General features: G+C 76.9%; 1 pseudogene. It reads left to right on the forward strand.

Annotation, left to right across the window (positions count from 1 at the left end):
* Positions 1 to 843, forward strand: a pseudogene (locus GTW40_RS32440) (SMC family ATPase); the annotation flags it as partial.

The following is an 843-nucleotide window of genomic DNA, read 5'->3' on the forward strand; positions in this document are numbered from 1 at the left end:
GGCTTCAGGCGCGGATCGACGCCGCCGGGGAGGCGGCCGTGCGGGCGGAACAGCTCGGGGCGCGGCGCGAGCCCGTCCGGCGACGGCTGGACGCGGCGCGGCGCCGGGATGCCTTGACCGGGGAGCTGGCCGCCGCCCGCCGTAGCGCGCTGGACTCGGGGCAGCGCGCGGGCGACCTGCGCACACGCTGGCTCGACCTGAAGGAACAGCGCCTGAACGGCATCGCCGCCGAACTGGCCGCCCACCTCACCGACGGCGAGCCCTGTGCCGTCTGCGGGGCGACCGAGCACCCCGCCCCGGCCCGCAAGGACGCCGGGCATGTGGACCGGGAGACCGAGCAGAACGCCCTCGACGCGTACCAGGCCGCGCAGCGGCAGCACGCCGAGGGCGAGAACCGGGCCGCTCAGCTGGACACCGCCCTGTCCGCCGCGACCACCGAGGCGGGCGACACCCCCGCTGACCAACTCGCCGCCGAACTCCACGACCTGGAGCGCGAGTTCGAGCAGGCCCGACGCGATGCCTCCGCCCTGCACGCCGCCCAGGAAGAACTCCGCCGGGCCGAGCGTGAACGCGAACAGCGCCTGGAGGCCCGTCAGAGTGCCGCCGTGCGCACCGCCTCCCGTGTCACCCGGCGCGAGACCCTGGAGCGCGAACAGGCCACCCTCGAAGAGGAGTTGACCCGAGCGCGCGGAGCCGCCTCCAGCGTGGCCGACCGGGCCGCCCAACTGGAGCGCCGGGCAGCCCTGTTGACCGGTGCCGCCGATGCCGCCCGCGCCGCCGACGAGGCCGCCACGCGTCTGAAGGAGGCCGACGCCCGCCTGGCCGACGCCGCCTACCGCGCGG

Source organism: Streptomyces sp. SID4985, assembly GCF_009863025.1.
Taxonomy (GTDB): Bacteria; Actinomycetota; Actinomycetes; order Streptomycetales; family Streptomycetaceae; genus Streptomyces.